This is a genomic window from Streptomyces scopuliridis, assembly GCF_042790125.1.
GTDB lineage: Bacteria > Actinomycetota > Actinomycetes > Streptomycetales > Streptomycetaceae > Streptomyces > Streptomyces scopuliridis_A.
The window spans coordinates 25,657-42,074 of the sequence record NZ_JBHTZS010000048.1 but is presented as its reverse complement, the minus strand read 5'-3'; the positions used below and the strand labels follow the sequence as shown (position 1 = coordinate 42,074).

The 16,418-nt window shown below is 71.0% G+C and carries 14 protein-coding genes and 1 rRNA gene; 8 read left to right on the top strand and 7 right to left on the bottom strand.

Annotated features, from left to right (window positions below):
* Positions 1 to 69 (top strand): 5S ribosomal RNA (gene rrf, locus ACFRKB_RS38980); the annotation flags it as partial.
* Between the two features lie 128 nt (positions 70 to 197).
* Here the strand turns inward: rrf and ACFRKB_RS37100 are convergent.
* From ACFRKB_RS37100 to ACFRKB_RS37080, 5 genes are read right to left on the bottom strand one after another with little or no spacing between them, the layout of a single operon-like run.
* Positions 198 to 1,508: a DUF58 domain-containing protein gene (locus tag ACFRKB_RS37100; RefSeq protein ID WP_383111013.1), complete on the bottom strand. Its 1,311-nt coding sequence runs from the start codon at positions 1,506 to 1,508 to the stop codon at positions 198 to 200.
* Positions 1,509 to 1,520: 12 nt separating this feature from the next.
* The gene (locus ACFRKB_RS37095) at positions 1,521 to 2,522 is read right to left on the bottom strand and encodes an AAA family ATPase (protein WP_383111012.1); all 1,002 of its coding nucleotides are present in this window, start codon (positions 2,520 to 2,522) and stop codon (positions 1,521 to 1,523) included.
* Positions 2,519 to 3,712: a DUF4350 domain-containing protein gene (locus ACFRKB_RS37090; protein ID WP_383111011.1), complete on the bottom strand. Its 1,194-nt coding sequence runs from the start codon at positions 3,710 to 3,712 to the stop codon at positions 2,519 to 2,521. The genes ACFRKB_RS37095 and ACFRKB_RS37090 overlap by 4 nt, the downstream gene beginning before the upstream one ends.
* Complete coding sequence (locus ACFRKB_RS37085; RefSeq protein ID WP_383111010.1) at positions 3,709 to 4,398, bottom strand: DUF4129 domain-containing protein; 690 nt, start codon at positions 4,396 to 4,398, stop codon at positions 3,709 to 3,711. Before ACFRKB_RS37085 ends, ACFRKB_RS37090 begins: the two co-directional genes overlap by 4 nt.
* 4 nt (positions 4,399 to 4,402) lie before the next feature.
* Positions 4,403 to 5,632, bottom strand: coding sequence for a DUF7544 domain-containing protein (locus ACFRKB_RS37080; protein ID WP_383111009.1), 1,230 nt, complete (start codon positions 5,630 to 5,632; stop codon positions 4,403 to 4,405).
* Positions 5,633 to 5,844: 212 nt separating this feature from the next.
* On the opposite strand from ACFRKB_RS37080, the gene mtnA reads away from it, so the two are divergent.
* The 7 genes from mtnA to ACFRKB_RS37045 all read left to right on the top strand — a co-directional run bounded on the left by mtnA (position 5,845) and on the right by ACFRKB_RS37045 (position 14,458).
* Complete coding sequence (gene mtnA / locus ACFRKB_RS37075) at positions 5,845 to 7,002, top strand: S-methyl-5-thioribose-1-phosphate isomerase (RefSeq protein WP_383111008.1); 1,158 nt, start codon at positions 5,845 to 5,847, stop codon at positions 7,000 to 7,002.
* A gap of 7 nt (positions 7,003 to 7,009) precedes the next feature.
* Complete coding sequence (gene mtrA / locus ACFRKB_RS37070; protein ID WP_005486885.1) at positions 7,010 to 7,687, top strand: two-component system response regulator MtrA; 678 nt, start codon at positions 7,010 to 7,012, stop codon at positions 7,685 to 7,687.
* A gap of 1 nt (position 7,688) precedes the next feature.
* Positions 7,689 to 9,758 (top strand): MtrAB system histidine kinase MtrB, encoded by a 2,070-nt coding sequence (mtrB, locus tag ACFRKB_RS37065; RefSeq protein WP_383111007.1) that lies wholly within the window; start codon positions 7,689 to 7,691, stop codon positions 9,756 to 9,758.
* A complete protein-coding gene (locus ACFRKB_RS37060; protein WP_383111006.1) occupies positions 9,748 to 11,592 on the top strand; it encodes an LpqB family beta-propeller domain-containing protein in 1,845 nt (614 codons plus the stop codon). The genes mtrB and ACFRKB_RS37060 overlap by 11 nt, the downstream gene beginning before the upstream one ends.
* Positions 11,593 to 11,741: 149 nt before the next feature.
* Entirely contained in the window at positions 11,742 to 12,464 is a 723-nt protein-coding gene (locus ACFRKB_RS37055) for a ComF family protein (protein ID WP_365973742.1), read from the top strand.
* Positions 12,465 to 12,778: 314 nt separating this feature from the next.
* The gene (gene hpf, locus ACFRKB_RS37050; RefSeq protein ID WP_365973743.1) at positions 12,779 to 13,468 is read left to right on the top strand and encodes a ribosome hibernation-promoting factor, HPF/YfiA family; all 690 of its coding nucleotides are present in this window, start codon (positions 12,779 to 12,781) and stop codon (positions 13,466 to 13,468) included.
* 228 nt (positions 13,469 to 13,696) lie between these two features.
* Positions 13,697 to 14,458 (top strand): response regulator transcription factor, encoded by a 762-nt coding sequence (locus ACFRKB_RS37045; RefSeq protein ID WP_365973744.1) that lies wholly within the window; start codon positions 13,697 to 13,699, stop codon positions 14,456 to 14,458.
* 68 nt (positions 14,459 to 14,526) lie between these two features.
* Here ACFRKB_RS37045 and ACFRKB_RS37040 read toward each other — a convergent pair whose 3' ends face one another.
* Positions 14,527 to 15,723: a winged helix-turn-helix domain-containing protein gene (locus ACFRKB_RS37040; RefSeq protein ID WP_383111005.1), complete on the bottom strand. Its 1,197-nt coding sequence runs from the start codon at positions 15,721 to 15,723 to the stop codon at positions 14,527 to 14,529.
* On the bottom strand, positions 15,720 to 16,406 hold the full coding sequence (locus tag ACFRKB_RS37035; protein ID WP_383111004.1) for a GNAT family N-acetyltransferase: 687 nt from the start codon (positions 16,404 to 16,406) through the stop codon (positions 15,720 to 15,722). The genes ACFRKB_RS37040 and ACFRKB_RS37035 overlap by 4 nt, the downstream gene beginning before the upstream one ends.
* Positions 16,407 to 16,418 lie beyond the last annotated feature (12 nt).

Here is a 16,418-nt window from a genome sequence, read left to right as displayed (position 1 = left end):
GAAGCTAAGCCTCACAGCGCCGATGGTACTGCAGGGGGGACCCTGTGGGAGAGTAGGACGCCGCCGAACAATCTTTGTGGGAATGCCCCGCACCTTCTGGTGCGGGGCATTTCTGCGTTCAAGGTCCATTTCGTGGAGCAGCAGCCGGTAATGGGTAGCCGATTGAAGTCCTCGGTCTCGGCTACCCATCTTCGCCCTCAGAGGCGTCCCGCAGCCTTCAGTGCCAGATATGCGTCAGCGAGGGCCGGAGCGAGGTTTTCCGGGGTGGCGTCGACGACTGTGACGCCGTAACGCTGCAATTGTTCTGCCGTACGACGTCGCTGGGCCTGCGCCTGTGTACCGGCGGCGGCCTCGTAGACCGCGTCCACTGTGCCCCGCCCTCGGCTCATCTTCTCGACGTGGGGATCGGCGACGGACGCCACCAGGACCGTATGGCGTCGGGTCAACTGAGGCAGGACCGGGAGGAGCCCTTCTTCGATGGGTGCGGCGTCGAGGGTGGTGAGCAGCACGACGAGTGATCGACGTGGGGCGTTCTTCAGTGTGGCCGCGGCGAGGCCGCGCGCGTCGGTCTCCACGAGTTCTGGTTCGAGTGGGGCGAGCGCATTCACCAACGCGGGCAGGACGTCGCCCGCTGCGCGGCCCCTGACCTGGGCGCGGGTACGGCGGTCGTATGCGAGGAGGTCCAGTCGATCGCCTGCTCGTGAGGCGAGCGCGGCCAGGAGCAGTGTGGCGTCCATGGCCGCGTCGAGGCGGGGGACATCGCCGACCCGGCCGGCTGAGGTGCGGCCGGTGTCGAGGACGACGAGGATGTGCCGGTCGCGTTCGGGACGCCAGGTCCGTACGGCGACGGCTGACTGGCGCGCCGTGGCCCGCCAGTCGATCGACCGGGTGTCGTCACCGGGTACGTACGCGCGGAGGCTGTCGAACTCGGTGCCCTCGCCGCGTGTCAGCAGGCTCGTACGGCCGTCGAGCTCTCGCAGACGGGCCAGTCGGGAGGGCAGGTGCTTGCGGCTGTGGAAGGGCGGCAGCACGCGTACGGTCCAGGGCACCTCGTGGTGGCCCTGGCGGGCCGCCAGACCCATGGGGCCGAACGAGCGCACCGTGATCCGTTCCGCGTGGCGGTCGCCGCGGCGGGTGGGGCGCAGCAGCGTGGTGAGCCGACGGCGCTCGCCCGCCGGCACGGTCACCTTGTGCCGTGACGTCGCCTGTTCGTCGCCAGGGAGCCAGCTGCTGGGCGGCCAGGCGTCGCGGAGGTGGGCGCGCAGGCGGCGGCCCGAGAGGTTGGTGACGGTGAGGTGGACCTCGGCGCCGTCACCGAGTCGAACTGACGTATCACCACTTCGGGTGAATCGGAGCGTTCGCACTGGTGCGGCGAGGGCGTAGTCGCACAGAATTGCTAGCGAGAGCGGGGCGTTGACAGCGAGGATGCCGGCCCAGCTGGGGGCGAAGAGGCCGACGGGGAGTGAGCCGAGGGCCGCGAGCAGCGCGGTTCGTCCGGTGAGGGCCACGGGTTCACCGGCTCATCGGGGGACGGGGACATGGGCGAGTATCGCGGTGATGACGGAGTCGGTCGTGACCCCCTCCATCTCGGCTTCGGGCCGGAGTTGGACGCGATGGCGGAGTGTGGGGAGGGCCAGGGCCTTCACATCGTCGGGGGTGACATAGTCCCGGCCGGTGAGCCAGGCCCAGGCGCGGGCGGTGGAGAGCAGGGCGGTGGCGCCTCGTGGGGAGACGCCGAGGGCGAGTGAGGGGGATTCACGAGTGGCACGGCAGATATCGACGACGTAGCCCGCGATTTCGGGCGAGACGGTGGTGCGGGCGACGGCGGCGCGTGCCGCTTCCAGGTCGGCGGGCCCGGCGACGGGCCGTACCCCCGCGGCCTGGAGGTCACGCGGGTTGAAGCCTTGCGCATGGCGGGTCAGGACATTGACCTCGTCGTCGCGGGACGGCAGCGGGACGGTCAGTTTGAGGAGGAATCGGTCGAGCTGGGCTTCGGGGAGGGGGTAAGTGCCTTCGTATTCGACCGGGTTCTGGGTGGCGGCCACCAGGAATGGATCGGGTAGCGGCCGGGGGGTGCCGTCGACCGTGACCTGGCGCTCCTCCATCGCCTCCAGCAGCGCCGACTGGGTCTTGGGCGGCGTCCGGTTGATCTCGTCGGCCAGCAGCAGATGGGTGAAGACGGGGCCTGGCTGGAAGGAGAACTCCGCGGTCCTCGCGTCGTAGACGAGGGAGCCGGTGATGTCGCTCGGCATCAGGTCGGGGGTGAACTGGACGCGCTTGGTGTCGAGTTCGAGGGACGCGGCGAGTGCCCGTACGAGGAGAGTCTTCGCGACGCCGGGCACTCCTTCGAGGAGCACATGCCCTCGGCAGAGCAGGGCGACCACAAGCCCGGTGACGGCGGGGTCCTGGCCGACCACCGCCTTCGCGATCTCCGCGCGCAGGGCCTCCAGGGAAGCGCGGGCGCTGTCCGCGTTCCCGGCGTCACCGGTGTGCGCGGCGTTCTGTGCGGTCGGGGCACTCATGAGGTGCGTACCTCTCTTTCGAGGGCGTCGAGTTGGTCCGCGAGGCGGACAAGAGCGGCATCGTCGGTCGGCGCCGGACCGAAGAGCAGGGTGCGCGGATCTCGGGCGGTGTCCGGGAGCCGGGCGGAGACGGCGGGGATCAGGACGTCGGGGGAGTGGGCGTCGGCCGGCGGCACGCCGAGGAGGGGCGCGAGGCGGTCACGGGTTGCCGAGCGCAGGGACGAGGCGGCGTGGTCCCTGGCGTTCGCCTTGCGGTAGAGGCGGGCGCGGCCCTCGGTGGACTCCGAGGCCCGGATGGCGACGGGGAGTCGTTCGGCCACGAGCGGGCCCAGGCGGCGGGCACGCCAGACGGCGGCGAGCACCGCGGCGAGGAAGAGCTGGAAGGCGCCCCAGAGCCAGCCGGAGGGGATGAGATCGAGGAAGCCACTGTCGTCTCCGCTCTCGGCGGCGGCGGAACCATCACTGAGCGAGGGGAGGTACCAGACGAGATGAGGCCGGGAACCGAGCAGTTGAAGAGCGAGCGACGCGTTGCCGCGTTGGTCGAGGCGGTCGTTGTACAGGATGTCGGGAGAGCCGAGAAGGACGGTGTCTCCGTCTTCGGTGCCGGTGTCCCTGATTCTGAGCAGGGTCGGGACGCCGTCGCTCGTGTAGCAGGCGTCGGCGTCGGCGATGTCGGTGGCGTATCGCTCACCTCCGATGTCGACGGTGCCCGCGCGGTCGGCGGCGGGCAGCGGGCATCGCGGGGCGCGTTCCGCGACCGGGGCGGGGGTGTCCGTGCGGACTCCCGGCGCCAGGGTGTCGACGGAGGGCGGACCGGCGCCGAGCAGGACGGTGCGGCCTCCCGAGGGCGCCGTCACGGTGTACAGGGAGCGCTGCTGGTGTTCTGTCAGCAGGTCGGGATTGGTGACGAGGAGCGTGGTGTCGGGGCCGGCCGCGGCGGTGGCCTCGTCCAGCGTGGTGACGGCTTCGACGGTGACTCCACGGTCCTTGAGGAGTTCGGCGACGGCGCGGCTGCCGAACCGGTCGGCCGAGCGCGGGTCGAGGCGGCCGTGCTGGTCACCGGAGTTGAGGGTGGCCATGGTGATCCCGGCCGCGAGCAGAATCACGAGCGCGAGGACCAGTCCGCGGCTGCGGGTCCACACCTGTCGGGTGGTGGGGGAGAGCGAGGTGGAGCTGATCGTGGAGGTCACTCGGCCGTTCCTCCGGATGCGGTGCTCAGCTGCGGCTTCGCCCTTTCCAGGTCGAGATCGAGTGCGCTCAGCCGCCGGTATGTGTCCTCGTCGGCGGTGCGGCCCCCGTATGTGATGTCGTCGAAGTCCCTGGCGGCCGCGCGCAGTCGGGCCGCGTGGCCGGGGAGCGGGCGGCCCGCCTCGGAGGCGGCCTCGTCTGCGGTGCGGCCGGGGCGCGGGTCGAGCAGGGCCCGTTCCTCCAGGGAGCGGACGATGGCGCGCATGCGTTCCTGGGCGGCCTGGTTCCAGCGGCCGGCGGCGGCGTGTGTGTCCGCGGTGGTGCGGTGCTCCGCCGCGCTGCGGGGGCCCCGCTCGAAGAGCGTGCGTGCTGTCCCGGGTATGCGGCGCGGTGTACCCAGCCTCCACCAGAGAGCGGCGAGGAGCGCGACGACGATCAGCACGATGACGACGAGACCGAGCGGGCCGCCGGGGGCCGCGCCGGAGGCGGAGTCGAAGAGGTCGCCGACCCACTCCCAGAAGCGGTTGAGCGCGCGCTGGAGGAGGTTCGGGTCGTTCTCGTGGTACGTCGGCCTGGACAGCTCGCGCTCCGCCGCTTCCCGGGCCGGAACGCGAGGGGTGTCCACCGGTATGTCGTCGTCCGCGCGGACGAGTTGCCGCGCGAGTGCCGTTCCCCCCGTGGTGGACACCGCGTCAGTTCCCCGGGGAGCCGTGGCCCGGCGGCTGTGTGCCGTAGCCCGCCACGCCGGCGGCCCGTGCCAGTTCGAGATCGAGGGCCTCACGCCGGATGCGCTGGTCGATATAGAGGAGCACGGTCACCCCGGCGGAGATCGGATAGGTGATCGTGGAGGCGATCACCGAGCCGATGCCGGTGACGATCAGGTACGGCCAGCTGTAGTCCGGGCCACTGCCGGAAAGCAGGCCGGCGAGACCCGCGCTGTCCACCGCGGTGGCGATGATGGCGGTCGGGATGGCGATGATCAGCGAGATCAGGAAGGAGATCAGCAGCGTAAGAAGCAGGATGCCGAAGGTGCGCCACCAGGCGCCCGTGACGAGCTTGGCGGAGCGCCGCATGGCGGACAGCACGCTCTGGCGTTCCAGCATGAGCGCGGGGGACGCGAGGCTGAAGCGGACCATCAGCCACACGACGACAGCGAGGGCGGCCATCCCGCCGAGCGCGGTGAGCGCGGCTCCTCCGGCCGAGCCCATCAGGAGGCCGGGAAGGATCGCGACGGTCATGATGGCAGCGCTCATCAGCGGCAACAGCAGGGTCAGGCCCAACAGTTGCGGAAGCCGGGGACGGGCCTCTTTCCAGGCTTCGGAGAGCTTGACAGGACGCCCCAGCACGGAGCGGCTGATCACTATGGTCAGTACGGCCGTGGTGAACAGGGTGCCGATGATCAGAATGGCGAGCGCCGGGATCTCGGACACGAGGGTGGACGAGAGCGAGTCGGCGGCCTGACTGAGGACTTCCGACGGGCTCGCGTTCGGGTCGAGTTCGACCGGCTCCGGGAGCAGGTAGCGGCGGAAGAGGATGTCGGCGATCTGGGAGACCACGGCGACGGCGAGGGTGACGCTGAGCACCACCCGCCAGTGGGTGCGCATCGTGGAGACGGCGCCGTCGAGGATCTCGCCGACCCCGAGAGGCCGGAGCGGGATGACACCCGGCTTGGCGGCGGGCGGCGGGCCCCAGCCGGGTCCGCCACCCTGGGGTGGCCCGCCCCAGCCCTGCGTGGGCCGGGGAATGGCGGGTCCTGCGCCGGGGGCGCTCGGCGGGGACCACTGACCGGCCGGCGGCTGGGCCGCGGACCACTTCGAGGAGGAGCCGGTGTCGTCGGCGGGCGCGGCAGGTCTGGGCACACCGGAGTCCTGGCCGTCGGACGGGGCGGATCCGGGCGAGGCCCAGCCCGGAGTGTCGTTCACGGTCGTCCACCTCGTGGATTGGTTGCGGGGCCGGCTCGGCGAGCCGGCGCTTCAACAGTGCCTGTCCGCGGAGCGGGGCGGCGGGCTGGCAGCCATCGTGCCACGCGCCGCGCTCCGGCGGACCGGGGGCCGTATCTCCTTCTGTGCTCCGTCCTCGTTCTCTGCTCCGTCCTTGCCTTCATTGTCCGTGCCGCAGCGGGCAGACTGAGCGGATGGCTGATCAGTACGCACCAACCCCGGCCGGCGCCGGGCCGCCCATGCTCCCCTCGATCCGCTGGGACGAGCCGCCGGAAGGGCCCGTACTGGTACTTCTCGACCAGACGAGACTTCCGGCCGAGGAGACCGAGCTGGTCTGTACGGACGTGCCGGCTCTGGTGCGGGCGATCAGGGCGCTGGCGGTGCGTGGGGCGCCGCTGCTGGGCATCGCGGGCGCCTATGGGGTGGCGCTCGCCGCGGTACGGGGCTTCGACGTGGAGGACGCGGCGGAGCGGCTGGCCGGGGCGCGGCCCACCGCTGTGAACCTCGGCTACGGAGTGCGGAGGGCGCTTGACGCGTACCGGGAGGCGGTCGGCAAGGGCGCCGATCCGGAGCAGGCGGGGGCCGCGGCGCTCGCCGAGGCCAGGCGGCTGCACCGTGAAGACGCCGAGGCCAGCGCGCAGATGGCGGCGTTTGGGCTTACGCTCCTCGATGAACTGCTGCCGGGTGGCGGCCACCGCATCCTGACCCACTGCAATACCGGGGCGCTCGTCTCGGGCGGGGAGGGGACCGCGTTCGCCGTCGCGTTGTCGGCCCACCGGGCCGGTCGGCTGCGGCGCCTGTGGGTGGACGAGACCCGTCCGCTCCTCCAGGGCGCCCGGCTGACGGCGTACGAGGCGGCTCGCAACGGGATGGCGTACACATTGCTCACGGACAACGCGGCGGGCTCGCTCTTCGCGGCGGGGGAGGTGGACGCCGTTCTGATCGGGGCGGACCGGATCGCGGCCGACGGGTCGGTGGCGAACAAGGTGGGGAGTTATCCGCTCGCCGTGCTGGCCAGGTACCACCATGTGCCGTTCGTCGTGGTCGCCCCGACCACCACGATCGACCTCGGTACCCCGGACGGGGCGTCGATCGAAGTGGAGCAACGACCGGGGCAGGAAGTGACGGAGCTCACGGCACCGCGGACAGCGGTGGCGGGAGTGGAGACGGGAGGTGGGATGCCGGTGGCGCCGCTGGGAACGCAGGCGTTCAACCCGGCCTTCGATGTCACCCCTCCGGAACTGGTGACGGCGATCGTCACCGAATACGGCGCGCTGTCCCCGGTGACCGGGGACGGAATCGCGGAGCTGTGTGCCAGGTCACGCCAAGGTAACGATGAGCTAATGGGATGATGTCGATATGAAGGGACGTGTCCTTGTCGTCGATGACGACACCGCACTCGCCGAGATGCTCGGCATTGTGCTGCGTGGTGAAGGTTTCGAGCCGTCGTTCGTAGCGGACGGTGACAAGGCACTGGCCGCCTTCCGTGAGGCCAAGCCGGATCTGGTGCTGCTGGATCTGATGCTGCCCGGCCGCGACGGTATTGAGGTGTGCCGGCTGATCAGGGCCGAGTCCGGGGTGCCCATCGTCATGCTCACGGCCAAGAGCGACACGGTCGACGTGGTGGTGGGGCTGGAGTCCGGGGCCGATGACTACATCGTCAAGCCGTTCAAGCCGAAGGAGCTGGTGGCGCGCATCAGGGCGCGGCTGCGCAGGTCCGAGGAGCCGGCGCCGGAGCAGCTGGCCATCGGTGATCTGGTCATCGATGTGGCGGGTCACTCCGTGAAGCGGGAGGGGCAGTCGATCGCCCTGACGCCGCTGGAGTTCGACCTGCTGGTCGCGCTCGCCCGTAAGCCGTGGCAGGTGTTCACCCGTGAGGTGCTTCTTGAGCAGGTGTGGGGCTACCGGCACGCCGCGGACACCCGGCTGGTCAATGTGCATGTGCAGCGGCTGCGCTCCAAGGTCGAGAAGGACCCCGAACGGCCCGAGATCGTGGTGACCGTCCGCGGGGTCGGTTACAAGGCGGGACCGAGCTGATATGAGCGGCGGCAGCGCTGCTCCGAAGCCCGGTGAACCGGGAGTCCGTGCGGGGCGGGCTGCCGGGCCGGGGCATGCGCTGGCGCGGTTCGTCCGGCTGTTCCAGAGCGGCAGGCTGCTTCAGGACGGCTCGCCCGGCGGACCGGTGCTGCGGCTCCTGGTGCGCTGGGTGCGGCGTCCGCTGCTGCCCGCGGTACGGCTGTGGCGGCGCAATATCCAGCTCAGGGTCGTCGCGGCGACGCTGCTGATGTCGCTCGGTGTGGTGCTGCTGCTCGGGTTCGTGGTCATCGGGCAGGTGCGCAACGGCCTGCTGGAGGCGAAGGAGAAGGCGGCCCAGAGCCAGGCGGCCGGCGGGTTCACCGTGGCGAAGGAGAAGGCCGACGCCCCGGCGGCGCCCGGAGCCCGGGAGGGCGACGGGACGAACGGCAGGTCGGGGAGGAACTCCGTCAACTGGCGGTCCGACCTTGTCGAACAGCTCGCCAGTGGCGGCCCGGGTGCGTTCAATGTGGTGGCGCTGAGCCCCGACGCGGCGGACGCCGTGTCCACCAGCCGGGCGCCGCGTGTCTCGGGCGGGGTGGACTTCGCCAGCGTTCCCGCGGATCTGCGGACGGCGGTCGCGCAGGGGACCGGGCCGTTCCAGACGTACGCCCAGATCAAGTACACCGGGGCCACCGAAGCCCGGGAGCCGGAGCCGGGGCTGATCATCGGCAAGCGGCTGAACGACGTCGACCGCAACGCGTACGAGCTGTACTACATATTTCCGCTGACGCAGGAGGAGCAGTCGCTCAACCTGGTCAAGGTCACGCTCGCCACGGCCGGGCTCTTCGTGGTCGTGCTGATCGGGGCGATCGCCTGGCTGGTGGTGCGGCAGGTCGTCACGCCCGTACGGATGGCCGCGGGGATCGCCGAGCGGCTCTCCACCGGCCGTCTCCAGGAGCGGATGAAGGTCACCGGCGAGGACGACATCGCCCGCCTCGGCGAGGCCTTCAACAAGATGGCGCAGAACCTCCAGCTCAAGATCCAGCAGCTGGAGGAGCTCTCCAGGATGCAGCGGCGCTTCGTCTCCGATGTCTCGCACGAGCTGCGTACGCCTCTGACGACCGTGCGGATGGCCGCCGACGTCATCCATGAGGCACGCGGTGACTTCGATCCGGTGACGGCGCGCTCCGCCGAACTGCTCGGTGACCAGCTGGACCGCTTCGAGTCGCTGCTGTCGGATCTGCTGGAGATCAGCCGCTTCGACGCGGGCGCGGCGGCGCTGGAGGCCGAGCCGATAGATCTGCGCGAAGTGGTGCGCCGGGTCATCGGCGGCGCCGAGCCGCTGGCGGAGCGCAAGGGCAGCCGGATCCGGGTCCTCGGGGACGAACAGCCCGTCGTCGCCGAGGCCGACGCGCGCCGGGTCGAGCGGGTGCTGCGCAATCTCGTCGTCAACGCCGTCGAGCACGGCGAGGGCCGGGATGTCGTCGTACGGCTGGGCGCGGCGGGCGGGGCGGTGGCGATCGCCGTACGCGACTACGGCGTGGGGCTCAAGCCAGGCGAGGCGACCCGGGTGTTCAACCGCTTCTGGCGGGCCGATCCGGCCCGTGCCAGGACGACCGGGGGGACCGGACTCGGGCTGTCGATCGCCGTCGAGGACGCCCGGCTGCACGGCGGCTGGCTCCAGGCGTGGGGGGAGCCGGGCGGCGGCTCCCAGTTCCGGCTGACGCTGCCGCGTACGGCGGACGAGGCGCTGCGCGGCTCGCCCATACCGCTGGAGCCCGAGGACTCCCGGCGCAACCGCGAGCGCGGCGGCGCCCAGGATGCCAAGGAGACCGCGCAGCGGCTGGCCAGTGTGCCGCTCCAGCCGGGCGCGGACCGCTCGGCGCAGGCCGGAGCCCCCGGCGTGCCCGCCCCGCCCCGTACGACGGCGACGGTGGACCCGGCGGCTCTGCCCGGCAGCGGTGCGCGGGTGGTGGCGCGGCCCACCGGGGAGCGGCCGTCCGAGAGCGAATCCGATCGCTTCGATCACGATCGCTCCGATCACTCTGTACGCCGGGCTCCGGAGCGGGAGGACACAATTCGTGGGCGCTGACCGCCGTCGTTATGGCCCGGGGCGCGCGGTCCGTACGCCGACGCTGCTGGCGGCCGTCGCCGCACTGCTGGCCGGGTGCGCGTCGGTCCCCGACAGTAGCGACGTCGAGCCGGTCAAGGCGTCGCCGCCCGGTGAGTCCCAGGTGCGGGTGTATGCCGTGCCTCCCCGGGAGAAGGCGGAGCCGGACGAGATCGTCAACGGCTTCCTGGAGGCCATGACCAGCGATGATCCCGACTTCGTGATGGCCAGGAAGTATCTGACGAAGAAGGCGTCGGATTACTGGCGGCCGGGCGCAGGTACGACGGTGCTGCGCGCCGCGCCCGACCCGGCGGGCCCGAAGGAGCTTTCCGGCGCCGACGGCTCCGCTCTCACCTATCCGCTGTACGGCGACCGGATCGCGGATGTGGACTCCGTACACGCCTACCAGCCGACCGAACCGAGCGAGTACACCGGAGAGATCCGGCTGGTCCGGCAGAACGTCGGGGGTGCCAAGGAGTGGCGGATCGACAGCCTGCCGCAGGGGCTGGTGCTCGGTGAGTCGGACTTCCAGCGCAACTACCGGTCGGTCAATAAGTATTACTTCGCGTCGGGGAAGAACTGGCTGGTCGCCGACCCTGTCTACATCCGTCAGCGAATAGACCCCACGACCCGGATGGATCCGGTGACCCAGGCGGTCAAGGTGCTGCTCGACGGGCCGACGAACTGGCTGAAGCCGGTGGTCGACTCGCCCTTCCCCGCCGGTACGGCGCTCCAGAAGGGCACCCAGTCGCTGGAGTTCGACGACCGCAACGCCCTCAAGGTGCCGCTGAACGACAAGGCGTCCAAGGCGGGCCGTACGCAGTGCCGGAAGATGGCGGCGCAGCTGCTCTTCACGCTGCGGGATCTCACGTCCACACCGGTCGGGCAGGTCGAGCTGCTGGCCGACGGGTCCTCGCTCTGTGTGCTGAGCGGCGACCAGGCCGAGGAGTTCGCGCCCGACCGCACCACCGGCCGGTCCGACAATCCGTATTTCGTCGACGACCGCGGACGGCTGTCGCTGCTGCGGGCGAGCGCCGACGAGAGCGTCGACCGGTCGCATGTCATCGGACCGTTCGGCAGCGGCGGCGTGAAGCTCGGCTCGGTGGCGGTGGCCCGCGACGAGAAGCGTGCGGCGGGCGTCACGGAGGACGCCAAGTCGCTCTATGTGTCGTCCATACTGTCGGACGGCGAGCTGGCCCCCGCGCTTGTGTCCAGCGGCGGTCCGGCGCACAGCCGGCTGTCCCCGCCGAGCTGGGACGGGCACGGTGATCTGTGGATCGCGGACCGCGACCCCGGCAAGCCGCGGCTGCTGCGGTTCGCGGGGGGCACCGGTACGCCGCGACCGGTCACGGTCGAAGGGCTCGGCAACGGGCGTATCCAGGGGCTTCGGGTGTCGGCGGACGGGGTACGCATCGCGCTGCTCGTAGCCGAGGGCGGACGGACCACGCTCCGGATCGGACGGGTGGAGCGGAGCGGCTCCGCGGCCGATCCGACCGTGTCCGTGGCGCAACTCCAGTCGGTGGCCCCGCAGATGGAAACGGTGACCGCGGTGTCCTGGGCCGGGCCGAGCCGGCTGGTGGTCGTCGGCAAGGAGTCCGGCGGTGTACAGCAAATGCGCTATATCCAGACCGATGGATCGACCTCGGCCGCGAGCGTGCTGCCCGGTCTGAACCAGGTGACCGCGATCGCGGCGGCGAACGACGACCGGCAGCCGCTGGTGGCAGATTCCGACGACGCCGGGATCGTCCGGCTGCCCTCCGGGGGGAACTGGCAGACGATGGTCGAGGTGGGCTCGTCGCCCGTCTACCCCGGCTGACACGTACGCGCCGGTCGGGGCTCCGCGAGCGCGCGGGATCGGGCCCCCGGGGGTGTTCCGGAGTGCCTGGCGGAACGAACCGGATCTTTGCCTGAACGAGTTGTCCACAGGGGTGGCCCGGCGCCCTCGTCGTTGGCACAGTGGTTGCCATGCGGGCGTGGTGGCGGGAGATCACCGGCCTGGTGCTGCCGGTCGCCTGTGGCGGCTGCGGGAGCCCCAGGACACCTCTGTGTGAGGACTGCGGACGGGCCCTGTACGGCACCTGGCCGTGCCGGGTACGGCCCGCGCCGGAGCCCGCGGGATTGCCGGCCGTCCATGCCGCCGCGCCGTACGAGGACGCCGTACGGGCCGTCCTGCTGGCGCACAAGGAGCGCGGCGCCCTCGGGATGGCGGCGCCGCTGGGGCGGGCCCTGGCGGGGGCCGTGCGGGCCGCCGCGCCGTCCGGCACGGGGGTCGGTCCGCTGCTGCTGGTGCCGGTGCCCTCCACGCGCCGTGCGGTCGGGGCGCGGGGACACGACGCGGCCCGCAGGATCGCGCTGGCCGCCGCCGGGGAGCTGCGGCGCGCCGACCGGCCGTGCCGGGTTCTTCCGGTGCTGCGGCAACGGCGCGCGGTGGCCGACCAGACGGGCCTCGGCGCCCGTCAGAGGCTGGCGAATCTGTCCGGGGCGCTGGAGGTCGCCGTCGGGGGCGCGCGGCTGCTGGAGGGCGGCAGGGTGGTGCTGGTGGACGATCTCATGACGACCGGCGCCTCGCTCGTCGAGGCGGCGAGGGCACTGCGTGCCGCGACGGGCCCCGGCATTCCGGGATTCGTGCAGGTGAGCGCGGCAGTTGTCGCCGCGCCGCCGCTCTCCTTCGAAATAAACCGGAACTGATCAGAAGCGTGCATCGTTGCAGGTAATGAGGGCAGGAGAGTAACTGAACAGAGGTACGTGCCGGTAGCGGGTGCCGACACCCGTCCGACAGGGCTATGTTCGGATATGAGGAGTGGCGCGAGTCATGATTCGCTGAATACCCCGTGTTGCGTCGGCGTTTTTCAGAACCTTGGAAGTTCGGGGGATGGGGATGATGCCGATGGGGGAGGAGGAGGTGAAAGTCGCCAAGTCCGAGGCTCCGGTGATTACCGGAGTCTGGTGCAACAGGGAGTAACTCCGCAGCGAGGCGGAGTGATCCGGGAACGGAGTTCTGCGTGGACATCGTCGTCAAGGGCCGCAAGACAGAGGTGCCCGAGCGGTTCCGCAAGCACGTGGCCGAGAAGCTGAAGCTGGACAAGATCCAGAAGCTCGACGGCAAGGTGATCAGCCTCGACGTCGAGGTGTCCAAGGAGCACAACCCGCGGCAGGCCGACCGGTGCGACCGGGTGGAGATCACGCTCCACTCCCGCGGCCCCGTGATCCGCGCGGAGGCGGCGGCGGCCGATCCGTACGCGGCGCTCGATCTGGCCACTGGAAAGCTGGAGGCACGGCTGCGCAAGCAGCACGAGAAGCGCCACAACCGCCGGGGTAACGGCAGGTTGTCGGCGGCCGAGGTCGTCGAGGTCGTTCCTGGGGTCGCCCAGTTGAACGCGAACGGCGAGACCGCGGCGCAGGAGGCGGCACAGGCCGTTCCCACCACGATGGTCGGCTCTCTTGAGGTGCAGGGCGAAGGGCCGCTCGTGGTGCGGGAGAAGACCCATGTCGCCGCTCCGATGACGCTCGATCAGGCGCTCTACGAAATGGAGCTGGTCGGGCACGACTTCTATCTGTTCGTCGATTCCGACACCAAGGAACCCAGCGTCGTCTACCGGCGCCATGCCTACGACTACGGCGTCATTCATCTCAGGACGGACCCGCTCGCCGGATCGGAAGCGGGCGGCGCGGGCGGCGCCCTCGGCGGCTGACACACCGATCGGGACCGCCGGAATCCGGCCGGAATAAGTCCGGAATCCATGCCCCCGTGGTGCCCCTGAGCGCCCTTCGCGGCCTCAGGGGCACCGTTGTGCGCCCCCAAGGACCATCGCTACGGCGTCCGGGCATGAAATCATGGCGTGGCGGCCAACAAGTGGTCCGCGAACTGCGGTTGGCCGGCCCCCGGGACATTCGGGCCATGGCCTCCAGGGGAGGGAACGATGGCGGACACCTTCGGTCCGGTGCATCACGCGAGCGATGCCGACGGCACGATCGGCGGCGCCGGGTCCGATGCCGCCGGGGAACGGGGCGACTCCCGCGGGGAGCCGATCCGGGTCCTCGTCGTGGACGACCACGCCCTCTTCCGCCGCGGACTGGAGATCGTCCTCGCCCAGGAGGAGGACATCCAGGTCGTCGGAGAGGCCGGGGACGGCGCGGAGGCCGTCGACAAGGCCGCCGATCTGCTGCCCGACATCGTGCTGATGGACGTACGGATGCCCAAGCGCGGCGGGATCGAGGCCTGTACCTCCATCAAGGAGGTGGCCCCCAGTGCCAAGATCATCATGCTGACGATCAGCGACGAGGAGGCCGACCTCTACGACGCGATCAAGGCGGGCGCCACCGGCTATCTCCTCAAGGAGATCTCCACCGATGAAGTGGCCACCGCGATCCGCGCCGTGGCCGATGGGCAGTCACAGATCAGCCCGTCGATGGCGTCCAAACTGCTGACCGAGTTCAAATCGATGATTCAGCGCACCGACGAACGCAGACTCGTTCCGGCGCCGCGTCTCACCGACCGCGAACTGGAAGTCCTCAAGCTGGTCGCCACGGGAATGAACAACCGTGATATCGCCAAGGAGTTGTTCATCTCCGAGAACACGGTGAAGAACCACGTCCGCAACATCCTGGAGAAGCTGCAACTGCACTCGCGGATGGAAGCGGTCGTCTACGCGATGCGGGAGAAGATCCTCGAAATCCGCTGAGGTTTTCCAGGCACCGCGCCCAGCGGCGTACCGGGACCCGGTGACGTATCCGGACCCGTGGACGGCGCTCAGAGGGCGGTGAGCGCGTCCACCAGCGGGCCGCGCAGCGCGGGCGCGTCGACCCGCTCCACCCGTACGTCCGAGCAGCCGACCCACTCCGCCGCCTCCCGCAGCGCCTGGGCCATCGGCGGCACCGCCCTGGGGGTCTCCAGGGACACCTGCTTCGCCACCAGCGTCTTCCCCTCGCGCGCCGGGTCGACACGGCCCAGCAGCTTCCCCCCGGACAGCAGCGGCATCGCGAAATAGCCGTAGACCCGCTTGGGCTTGGGCACGTACGCCTCCAGCCGGTGGGTGAAGCCGAAGATCCGCTCCGTACGGGCGCGCTCCCAGATGAGGGAGTCGAAGGGCGACAGCAGCGTCGTGCGGTGCCGCCCCCTCGGTGTGGTCGCCAGCGCCTCAGGATCGGCCCAGGCCGGCTTCCCCCAGCCCTCGACCGCCACCGGCACCAGCCCCGAGTCCGCGAGCACGGCGTCGACCTGCTCGCCCTTGAGCCGGTGGTAGTCGGCGATATCGGCGCGCGTACCGACGCCCAGCGACTGGCCCGCGAGCCGTACGAGCCGGCGCAGACACTCCGTGTCATCCAGATCGTCATGGAGGAACTCACCGGGGACGGCCCGCTCCGCGAGGTCGTAGACCCGCTTCCAGCCGCGCCGTCCCGTGCACACGACCTCGCCGTACATGAGCGCGCGCTCGACGGCGACCTTCGCCTCGGACCAGTCCCACCACGGCCCGCCGTTCTTGGCGCCGCCCAGCTCCGTGGCGGTCAGCGGGCCCTCGGACTCCAGCTGCTTGATCACCGTGTCGTACGCGCCGTCCGCCAGCTCGTGGTACCACTGCGGGCGGGCGCGGTAGGCACGCCGGCGGAAGGCGAAGTGCGGCCACTCCTCGATCGGCAGGATGCAGGCCGCGTGGGACCAGTACTCGAAGGCGTGCGGCTGTGCCGGTGACGTACCGGCCGGGGCCGGGGTCCAGTACGCGTCCTCGACCGTCCTGCGGCCGACCGCGCCCAGGCGCGCGTACGGAATCAGTTCGTGCGACCGCGCCAGCACCGAGATCGTGTCCAGCTGGACGGCGCCGAGATGGCGCAGCACGCCCCGTACCCCGCCGCGCCGGTCGGGGGCGCCGAGGAACCCCTGGGCGCGCAGCGCTATCCGGCGGGCTTCGTCGGCGGACAGCTCGGTGGTGGCGGGCGGCACAGTCGTCATGGACCGCACGATAGACGGCGGCACTGACAGTGCGGGGCCGCGCGGGCGCCTTCAGGCCCGCGCGGACCCGTCCAAGCCCCCTGCGGGCACGCCCGGACCCACCGCCGGGCCTTCCCCTCCCCGGAGGGGAGGTACGGGTGAGTGCCCGGCAGCCCCAGGTCGGACGGGAGCAGCGCGCCCACCCACATGTCCCGCAGCGTGTCCCTGTGGAACAGCGCGGCCCGCAGCGTGCCCTCCACCAGGAAACCGGCCTTCTCCGCGACGGCGCGCGAGCCCGTGTTGCCGACTTCGGCCCGCCACTCCAGGCGCTGCGCGCCCAGTGCCGTGAAGACCCAGTGGGCCACCGCCCGCGCGGCTTCGGCCGTATAGCCCCGGCCGCGGTGCTCCCTCGCCGTCCAGTAGCCGATCTCCCAGAGGCCCGACCGGCAGTGCGCGTTGACCGCGCCCATCACCTGGCCGCCGTCCCGGGGCACCACACCGAAGGTGCAGACGGTCGCCGTGCGCCAGCCGTCCGGGACCATCCGCTCGACGAAATGCTCCGCGTGCTGCCGCTCGTACGGCACGGGAATCGGGACCCAGCGCTGGATCTCGGGGTCCTGGCAGGCCGCGAGGACATCGTCGGCATCGTCCGGAGCGAGGGGGCGCAGCACCAGGCGCTCGGTGGTGAGAGTGACGGGTTCCATAGCCGGATTCTG